The following is a 9663-nucleotide window of genomic DNA, read 5'->3' as shown; positions in this document are numbered from 1 at the left end:
GCCGAACTCAGAAGTGAAACGAATTAGCGCCGATGGTAGTGTGGGGTTTCCCCATGTGAGAGTAGGACATCGCCAGGCTTTATATTATGGACACTTGCTTAATAGCGAGTAAGCCACTGCGGAGTGGTAGTTCAGTTGGTTAGAATACCGGCCTGTCACGCCGGGGGTCGCGGGTTCGAGTCCCGTCCACTCCGCCACTTATTCGAAAACCTCGCTTTTGCGAGGTTTTTTTGAATCTACAATGTGATAAACTGTAGTTTCTACAGGGGTGTAGCTCCAATTGGCAGAGCAGCGGATTCCAAATCCGCGTGTTGGGAGTTCGAATCTCTCCACCCCTGCCATATACGAAGCCTCAGCAGCAATGCTGGGGCTTTTTCGCATCTATTGCTTTTGCAAAGCAAGTGTTGGGAGCTTGTACGCAAGCCCGGTCGAATCTTCCACCCCGACCATATTCGAAGGCTCTAGCAGAAATGCTGGAGCCTTTTTCGTTTCTGGTAGAAACGAAATTAGAACGTTCGATATCTAAGATATCTCTCTTCGAGATGCGGGAACGTTCAGCATCTATGCTGCATCACTTCGAGAGGGGAAATGACTGCGATACTGCGTTTCGGGATCACTTCGTTCCGAGATGCGGGAACGTTCAGCCTCTTCGATACTTCACTTTGAAGAAGCGATCTCTAACCTGTCTTTTTAATTCTATATTCCAACGAGCGCTTCTCGACTCTCAATTCTCAACTCCCTTGCTCTTGCTCTTCTCCCGCATCCGTAGCGCAGCGTTCCAAACTCCGTTATCCGTTATCCGTTAAAGTGACTACTGTAACTTTTTCAATATCTTCTCTTTTGTTGGGTGAATATTTAGTTTGTAGACTCGAAATTTTGTAGGTTATGGCTACAATATAGCCACTTACAGTTTTGGGGGATTTATGGGACAGCTTTCCATTTTAGGTTTTATTGCTCTTGGTGGCGCTTTTGGTGCGTGTTCTCGCTATCTTGTCTCAGAGCTTTGTGTTGCCCTGTTAGGGCGTGGTTTCCCTTACGGGACACTTACTGTTAACGTTGTGGGTTCATTTATTATGGGGCTACTGATAGCGGCATTTGAAAGTGAAATCATGTCGATTGAACCTTGGCGCCAGATCATCGGTCTTGGTTTTCTCGGTGCGTTAACGACGTTTTCGACATTCTCGATGGATAATGTATTACTGATGCAACAAGGTGCTTTCTTTAAGATGGGGCTTAATGTTGTGCTTAACGTCTTTTTAAGTATTTCAGCTGCTTGGTTAGGTTTCCAACTGCTTATTAAATCTTAACAATAATTTAAAGAATTTGGCACAGGTCGGCTTGGATTCGACCTGTTGATTGCTTATAATCGAATCACTTGTCGGAGTGCCATTTGGCTGAGACCGTTAATTCGGGATCCGTTGAACCTGATCAGATTAGAATCTGCGAAGGGAACAGGAGAAGATAATATTGCTAGCGATCTTGATCCAGCTAGTGTACCTATCAACCAATCGATGTTGTTCTTAGGTTGTCACAACCTAAATTTCGATACCTCTTGTCATACCGTTCCGCCAAGCATTTTTATCCCATACGTTTATAAAAAATGAGCAAGGAAAAATGCTATGTCGATTCGCAAGCAAGCGAGACTGGAAGCTAAACAGTTTATTGATACTCTCTCAGTACAACCTTACCCAAATTCGCATAAGGTTTACGTTGAGGGTTCCCGTCCTGATATTCGAGTGCCGATGCGTGAAATTTCTTTGGCAGATAGCCTAGTAGGAGGCACCAAAGAAGCGCCTGTATTTGAACCTAACGAGCCTATTCGTGTTTATGACACCTCGGGTCTCTATACCGATCCTGAGCACCAAATCGACCTTTATAGTGGCTTACCTAAGCTTCGTGAGCAGTGGATTGAAGAGCGCAGTGATACTGAAATTCTTGATGATGTGAGTTCAGTGTATACCAAAGAGCGTCTAGAGGATGAGACTCTTGATGAGCTGCGTTATGGCAATCTACCACGAATAAGACGTGCTAAGCATGGTCAATGCGTCACTCAGCTGCATTACGCGCGTCAGGGTACGATCACCCCTGAAATGGAATATATCGCATTACGCGAAAACATGGGGCGTGCCCGTTATCGCGATCAAGTGCTTACTCAGCAGCATCCAGGTCAGGCTTTTGGTGCCAATCTACCGAAAGATATTACCCCTGAATTTGTGCGTAAAGAGGTTGCTGAAGGTCGCGCCATCATCCCATCAAATATTAACCACCCAGAGTCTGAACCAATGATTATTGGGCGTAATTTCTTGGTGAAAGTGAACGCTAACATCGGTAACTCATCTGTGACATCTTCAATCGAAGAAGAAGTCGAGAAACTGGTGTGGTCGACACGTTGGGGTGGCGATACGGTGATGGACCTCTCGACCGGACGTAATATTCACGAAACGCGTGAATGGATTTTACGTAATAGCCCAGTGCCAATCGGGACTGTACCAATGTATCAAGCACTTGAGAAAGTAAATGGCATTGCGGAAAACCTAAATTGGGAAGTGATGCGTGACACTTTGATTGAGCAAGCAGAGCAGGGCGTCGACTACTTTACTATTCATGCCGGTCTGTTGCTTCGTTACGTACCGATGACAGCAAAACGCGTTACAGGCATTGTCTCTCGTGGTGGCTCTATCATAGCCAAGTGGTGTTTAGCTCATCATCAAGAAAGCTTCCTTTATACCCACTTCCGCGAAATTTGTGAGATCTGCGCTAAGTATGATGTGGCGCTTTCGCTTGGTGATGGGTTGCGTCCAGGCTCGGTTGCTGATGCCAATGATGAAGCACAGTTCGCAGAACTTAGAACTCTCGGAGAGCTCACCAAGATTGCTTGGGAATACGATGTACAAGTGATTATTGAGGGTCCGGGTCATGTGCCGATGCACATGATTAAGGAAAATATGGAAGAGCAGCTTGAGCACTGTCATGAAGCCCCTTTCTATACGTTGGGACCGCTTACTACCGACATTGCTCCAGGGTATGACCATATTACTTCTGGTATCGGTGCAGCCATGATTGGTTGGTATGGCTGTGCCATGTTGTGCTATGTGACGCCGAAAGAGCACCTTGGTTTACCAAACAAAGAAGATGTGAAGACTGGCTTGATTACTTATAAGCTCGCGGCGCATGCCGCAGATTTGGCAAAAGGTCATCCAGGGGCACAAGTGCGTGATAACGCTCTGTCGAAAGCTCGCTTTGAGTTCCGTTGGGAAGATCAGTTTAACTTGTCGCTCGACCCAGAAACGGCACGCAGTTTCCATGATGAAACCTTGCCGCAAGAGTCTGGAAAAGTTGCACACTTTTGCTCAATGTGTGGTCCTAAATTTTGTTCGATGAAAATATCTCAAGAAGTGCGTGAGTACGCTAAAGACACCGAGCAAGTCGCAGCTGATCAAGCGATTGAGATAAAAATGCTTGATGACCCACTTGAAGGCATGCGCCAAAAATCTGCTGAGTTTCGTGCAACTGGATCTGAACTCTATCATCCAGCGGTCAGTTCAGAGGCAGAGTAATTATGGTCTCAATACTGGTTCCGTCGACTAAGATTGCGTTAACCGGTGAGATTCAACAGGCCCTATTGGTAGCCAAGCAACAAGGCTTGGCTATCGATTACATTGAGTTAGGCGTAAGCCTGACTCAGAATCTGTTGATCAAGACCGAAAGCTCTGAGCTCGCCATCGGCAGTGATTTATGGTCGTGTTCATCACCTGAATGTGATTTATATATTAACTATTTTAGTGACAAATTTAGCCAACCACTCAAGCACAATACCGCATACATCGGCGTTCAAGATGGTGATGTTTGCTTAGATGTTTGGACTCATCCTATTAACAACGAAGTGCGGGCAACTAGTTATGTGCGTGAGTCGAATCAGGCAAATTTTGACTCTCATTTTGCTTGGCTGATCGCTTTACTTAGTCTCGACTTTCCCCTCGAAGATGCGCTGATGCTTGCTCGTGCCAAGACCAATGTTTCACGTGAAACATGGCCGGTAGACTATCGTTGCTTTCCTAAACCTGTTCTAGAACATCAAGGTTTAGGTATCAAAGTCGGCTGGCGCGCCACGACAGATTTAGAACAATTCAGCCATGTTGAGCAAGATAAGTTAGCTTTGTATCCCGTCGTCGACCGTTTAGATTGGTTGGCAAAGCTGCTTGAGCTTGGTATCAAAACCGTTCAACTGAGAATTAAAGATCCCGATACACCCGATTTAGAACAGCAAGTCATCGCTGCGATCGAACTAGGCAAGCGGCATCAAGCCCAAGTATTTATCAATGACTATTGGCAACTTGCGCTTAAGCATAATGCTTATGGTGTCCATCTAGGGCAGGAAGATCTCGAAGTATCAAATATCTCTCAGCTGCAAACTGCCAATATCCGATTGGGTTTATCTACCCACGGCTATTATGAATTGTTGCGTATCGTGCAACTGAAACCTAGCTATATTGCCCTTGGGCATATATTTCCAACCACCACCAAGCAGATGCCATCTAAACCTCAGGGATTAGTACGACTGGCGCTTTATCAAGCACTGATTAATACCATTCCTAATCAGTACGGCACGAGTATAGATAAACAGTTTGGCTATCCTACCGTAGCTATCGGTGGCATTGATTTGAGCAATGCTGAACGAGTGTGGCGTTGTGGCGTAACTAGTTTAGCCGTGGTCAGAGCGATTACTTTGGCTGATGAACCGCAAAAGGTCATCACGCGGTTTGGCGACATTATGCAAAGTAGATGGCAGCGAGTTGAGGAGGTAACGGATGTTAACTGACAATCAGTTTCTTCGATATCAACGCCAAGTTGCGTTGCGAGAATTGGGGGAAATCGGTCAGCAACGTTTATTCCAGTCACATGTATTGATCATCGGTTGTGGCGGTTTGGGCAGTGCGGCAGCGCTTTATCTAGCGGGTGCAGGTGCAGGACGGTTGGTGCTGGTTGATGACGACAATGTTGAAGCCAGCAATCTACATAGGCAGATCGCTTACCGTAGTTACGATATAGACAGTGGTAAGGTCGATGCCATTTCTCGCCAGTTGTCCCAGCTTAATCCTGATGTTCAGTTGCGTAGTATCGCGCGGCGTATGGATGAGGCGCAGCTTAGCCTTGAAGTAATGTTAGCTGATGTCGTGCTCGATTGTAGCGATAATTTAGCGACTCGACAGTTAGTGAATCGTGTCTGCTTTCAGCAAAAGACACCGCTGATTTCGGCGGCGGCAGTGGGTTGGCAGGGTCAGTTTGCGGTGTTCGATTATCAGGTTAGTGCAGGGTGTTACCGTTGTCTCTATCCATTTGATGAGCTGCCAGATCCCAAGTCTTGCAGTGAGAGCGGAGTATTAGGACCCGTGGTGGGCATGTTGGGTAACTATCAAGCATTGGCTGCGATCCAAAAACTCGCACTCGAGCAGTTCTTTGTTGCCACCAATCAGCTTCATTTGTTTGATGGTAAAGCGATGCAGTGGCAGTTAATCAGTATTGCTAAAGATAGTCACTGCTCGGTTTGCGCCGCACAGGTTGAGGAGGGTATTCATGACTAATCCTAACAGTACAGATATCACCATTACGATTAATCAACAGACTCAAGTTGTTGCTCGTAATAGCCACCTAGGTCAGATCATTAGCTTACTCGGCTTGCCAGCGACAGGGTGTGTTTTTGCCATCAATAATCAAGTGATTCCCCAAAGTGAGTGGTCGAACACAACCGTTAACCAAGGTGATCAGATTGCTCTTTTTCAAGCGATAGCAGGAGGCTAAGCATGAGTCTTATATCACCATTAACCATCGCCGATAGAAGTTTTGAATCGCGGTTATTCACTGGCACGGGTAAGTTCGCCAATAGTGAAATTATGGCGCAAGCGATCAAGGCTTCTGGTTCGCAATTGGCAACCATGGCGTTAAAACGCGTAGATGTAAACGACAAGCAAGACGATATTTTGCAGCCTCTGATCGCTGCTGGAGTTAACCTCTTACCGAACACCTCGGGCGCAAAAACGGCGCAAGATGCGGTGTTTGCCGCGCATCTTGCACGTGAAGCTTTGGGCACTAATTGGCTCAAATTAGAAATTCATCCGGATCCAAAGTATCTCATGCCAGACCCTATTGAGACGCTTAAGGCTGCAGAACAGTTAGTGCGTGATGGCTTTGTGGTGCTGCCTTACTGCCATGCCGATCCTGTGTTGTGTAAGCGGCTTGAGGAAGTAGGTTGTGCCGCAGTGATGCCGCTTGGTGCGCCTATTGGTTCTAACAAAGGCATCGTTTCACGTGACTTTCTTGAAATTATCATCGACCAAGCACGAGTACCTGTGATTGTTGATGCTGGGATCGGTGCGCCATCTCACGCCTCTAAAGCAATGGAAATGGGTGCAGATGCGGTGTTAGTCAATACCGCGATTGCCGCTGCTCAGAAGCCCGTGATGATGGCTAAGGCGTTTAAACTGGCAGTTGAAGCGGGTCACTTTGCCTATCAATCTGGTTTGGCTGGGCGGGTTTCTCATGCGGTAGCCTCCAGTCCATTAACGGCATTTCTAGAACAGTAGGAGGCGTGATGAGCTTTTTACAGCAGTTCAATCAACTCAATTGGGACGATATTTCGCTGTCTATTTTGAGCAAAACCGCTGACGATGTGGAACGCGCCTTAAGCAAGCCCAAGCGAAATCTTGAGGACTTCAAGGCGTTGATCTCTCCGGCTGCGGAACCTTACTTAGAGCAGATGGCACAAGCCTCTTTTGCTTTAACGCGTAAACGATTTGGTAACACCATGTCGTTGTATATCCCGTTATATCTTTCTAACTTATGCGCGAATGCATGTACTTATTGTGGCTTCTCAATGGAGAATCGCATTAAACGTCGTACGCTGAATGCGCAGGAAGTGGAGGCGGAGATTAATGCCATTAAAGCCATGAAGTTTGATAGTGTATTGCTGGTAACCGGTGAGCATGAAACCAAGGTGGGAATGAATTACTTTCGTCAGATGCTCCCTGTCATTAAACCACACTTTAATTATCTCGCTATGGAAGTGCAGCCTTTAGCGCAGCATGAATATGCGGAATTAAAAAGCTTAGGACTTGATGCGGTTATGGTCTATCAAGAAACCTATCATCCTTCGACTTATGCACAGCACCACTTGCGCGGCAATAAAACTAACTTTGAGTTTCGACTAGAAACACCCGATCGGCTAGCAAAAGCGGGAATTGATAAGATAGGTATTGGTGCCTTAATTGGCTTAGAAGATTGGCGCACCGATTGTTTCTACGTTGCCGCGCATCTTGAATACTTAGAGCGAACCTATTGGCAGACGCGCTATTCGATATCGTTTCCTCGTTTGCGACCTTGTGCGGGAGCCTTACAGCCTAAATCGTTGATGAGTGATAAACAGCTAGTACAGCTAATTTGTGCTTACCGTTTATTGAACCCTGAAGTTGAGCTTTCGTTGTCTACCCGCGAGAGTGAAGTGTTTCGCGATAATGTATTGCCACTGGGCATCACTAGTTTATCTGCTGCGTCTAAAACTCAGCCGGGTGGTTATGCTCTGCAAGAGGAAGAGTTGGAGCAATTTGAAATCAGTGATGAGCGCAGTGCTGCGACCGTAGAAGCGATGATTCGCAGTAAAGGTTTTGCTCCGGTTTGGCGAGATTGGCATTCTGCTTATTCTGGTTAGCAGACAAGGAATGTTTCACGTGAAACATAAAAGGCTCCTTACGGAGCCTTTTGTTTATCGATGACTGGTTGGCCAAGTCACTGATTTAGTGGTTTAACGATCGAGTTGCTTCGCGCAGCCACTGTTTGACAGTTTCATCGTCAATTAAAGGACTAAGATCTTGCCATACTTTGTCATGGTAGCTATTTAACCAAGCGAGTTCAGGGCGAGTTAGCAGGTTGACATCGATATTACGTAGGTCGATTGGACAGCGCGTTAGCGACTCAAACGTTAGCACTGAGAAATCGCCTTGTGTTGGCAGTTCAACAACCAGCTCCAAGTTCTCAATACGAATACCAAATTGCTCAGCACGGTAGTAGCCCGGTTCATTAGACAGCACCATACCTTCAACTAAAGGCACATCAATTTGTCTTTTCGAGATGCTTGCCGGACCTTCATGCACACTGAGGAAGTGACCAACACCATGACCGGTACCGTGGTCGTAATCGAAGCCTTCTGCCCATAGATGTTGACGAGCAAGTGTATCGATTTGATAGCCACGAGTACCTTGTGGAAAGCGTGCACGCGCGATGCCGATGTGACCTTTTAGCGCAAGTGTGAATTGTTTGATCATCTCTGCGCTTGGCTGACCGATGGCGATGGTACGCGTGATATCAGTGGTGCCATCAAGGTATTGACCGCCGGAATCCACTAAGTACAAGCTATCCATAGTTAACTGACCTGGCTCAGGTTGGTTCTCATGGTTGTAATGACACATTGCCGCGTTACTGCCAGCAGCAGAAATAGTATCAAAGCTTAGATCCATTAAGGTTGGGTCTTGGCGACGAATCGACTCAAGTTGCTCAGCCAGCACAGCCTCATTATGCAAGTTACCTTTGGCAACCTCACTCTCTAACCAGCTTAAGAATTTGACCATCGCAACGCCATCACGAATATGACACGCTTTAATACCTGCAATTTCGGTCGCGTTTTTTGCCGCTTTTGGCATTAAGCACGGATCGGCAGCACTAATTACTTGAGCGCCTGCATTTTGCAGTACCAATTTCACCCAAGCGTTACTGGTCGCGGGGTCAACGAGGACCTTACTACCATTTAGTGCTTCGAGTTGTGCTTGTAACTGCTCAGGGTGGTAGACAGTTACGTCTTGACCAACATGCTGTGCAAACTCAGCAGGAATACGTGCTGGGTCTAAGAAAAATTCAACCGCGCCGTTAGTATGCAAAATAGCATGAGAGAGTAACACTGGCAGGCGAGATACATCTAAGCCACGGATATTGAGTAACCAACAAATTGAATCGAGAGCAGTAATCACTGCGCTGTCGGCACCTTGCTTCGCGATTAGTGCTGCGATCTGCGAGCGTTTCTCTTGGCTTGATTGGCCGACAGACTCGGTTGGCATTAGACGCACATCAGACAGTACTGGCGCTGGTCGGTCAGACCAAAGTTCATCAATTGGATTGCTAGCCAGAATTTCTAGTTGGTGGTTCTTCGCTAGCTTCGCTTGCGCACCTTCTAGCCAAGCACCATTGTGCATGCGAGGGTCAATCGCCACTTTACCGCCAACAGCAACTTGTTCTGTTACCCAATCCAATGCTGGTTCATTGATTAGGTGGCGATATTCGAACAGCTCTGCAGGTACTTGTTTGGTAACTTGTACCGTGTAGCGACCATCAACAAAAATAGCGGCTTTGTCGCGAGTAATAACCGCAACACCTGCTGAGCCGGTAAAGCCTGTTAGCCAGTGAAGACGTTCGTTATGCGCAGGCACATATTCACCTAAGTATTCGTCTTCATGAGGAACCAATAAAGCATCAAGGTTATGCTGAACAAGCCATTCTCTAATGGCATTCAAACGCTGTTCAGTAGTTGTAAGCATCGTTTTAATCCTTCAATTTGTTGTGGTCGCAACTCACGACGACCTTGGCGAATAAGCTACTCTTTTTACCCAACTGCTGCAAATA

The 9663-nt window shown here is 46.6% G+C and carries 8 protein-coding genes, 2 tRNA genes, 1 rRNA gene and 1 riboswitch; of the genes, 10 read left to right on the top strand and 1 reads right to left on the bottom strand.

Annotated features, from left to right (window positions below; translation table 11 throughout):
• From rrf to thiH, 10 genes are all read left to right on the top strand, one after another.
• Positions 1-78 (top strand): 5S ribosomal RNA (gene rrf, locus DPF93_RS21565); the annotation flags it as partial.
• A 42-nt stretch (positions 79-120) separates the two neighbouring features.
• Positions 121-197, top strand: a tRNA-Asp gene (locus tag DPF93_RS18485).
• A gap of 67 nt (positions 198-264) precedes the next feature.
• Positions 265-341, top strand: a tRNA-Trp gene (locus tag DPF93_RS18480).
• A gap of 582 nt (positions 342-923) precedes the next feature.
• A complete protein-coding gene (gene crcB, locus DPF93_RS18475) occupies positions 924-1307 on the top strand; it encodes a fluoride efflux transporter CrcB (RefSeq protein ID WP_114767535.1) in 384 nt (127 codons plus the stop codon).
• Positions 1308-1369: 62 nt separating this feature from the next.
• A riboswitch (TPP riboswitch) is annotated at positions 1370-1468 on the top strand.
• A 151-nt stretch (positions 1469-1619) separates the two neighbouring features.
• Entirely contained in the window at positions 1620-3557 is a 1938-nt protein-coding gene (thiC, locus tag DPF93_RS18470) for a phosphomethylpyrimidine synthase ThiC (RefSeq protein WP_114767534.1), read from the top strand.
• On the top strand, positions 3557-4819 hold the full coding sequence (locus DPF93_RS18465; RefSeq protein WP_208638804.1) for a thiamine phosphate synthase: 1263 nt from the start codon (positions 3557-3559) through the stop codon (positions 4817-4819). The genes thiC and DPF93_RS18465 overlap by 1 nt, the downstream gene beginning before the upstream one ends.
• Positions 4809-5582 (top strand): HesA/MoeB/ThiF family protein, encoded by a 774-nt coding sequence (locus DPF93_RS18460; RefSeq protein WP_114767532.1) that lies wholly within the window; start codon positions 4809-4811, stop codon positions 5580-5582. The genes DPF93_RS18465 and DPF93_RS18460 overlap by 11 nt, the downstream gene beginning before the upstream one ends.
• Positions 5575-5799: a sulfur carrier protein ThiS gene (gene thiS / locus DPF93_RS18455; protein ID WP_114767531.1), complete on the top strand. Its 225-nt coding sequence runs from the start codon at positions 5575-5577 to the stop codon at positions 5797-5799. Before DPF93_RS18460 ends, thiS begins: the two co-directional genes overlap by 8 nt.
• 2 nt (positions 5800-5801) lie before the next feature.
• Complete coding sequence (locus DPF93_RS18450; protein WP_114767530.1) at positions 5802-6581, top strand: thiazole synthase; 780 nt, start codon at positions 5802-5804, stop codon at positions 6579-6581.
• A gap of 8 nt (positions 6582-6589) precedes the next feature.
• Complete coding sequence (gene thiH, locus DPF93_RS18445) at positions 6590-7702, top strand: 2-iminoacetate synthase ThiH (protein ID WP_114767529.1); 1113 nt, start codon at positions 6590-6592, stop codon at positions 7700-7702.
• Between the two features lie 85 nt (positions 7703-7787).
• Here thiH and DPF93_RS18440 read toward each other — a convergent pair whose 3' ends face one another.
• Positions 7788-9578: an aminopeptidase P family protein gene (locus DPF93_RS18440; RefSeq protein ID WP_114767528.1), complete on the bottom strand. Its 1791-nt coding sequence runs from the start codon at positions 9576-9578 to the stop codon at positions 7788-7790.
• Between the last annotated feature and the right edge of the window lie 85 nt (positions 9579-9663).

It is taken from the genome of Vibrio rhodolitus (assembly GCF_003350325.1).
In the GTDB taxonomy this organism is placed as follows: domain Bacteria; phylum Pseudomonadota; class Gammaproteobacteria; order Enterobacterales; family Vibrionaceae; genus Vibrio; species Vibrio rhodolitus.
Note: the sequence above shows the minus strand (reverse complement) of the source record. Positions and strands in the feature narration are given on the sequence as shown.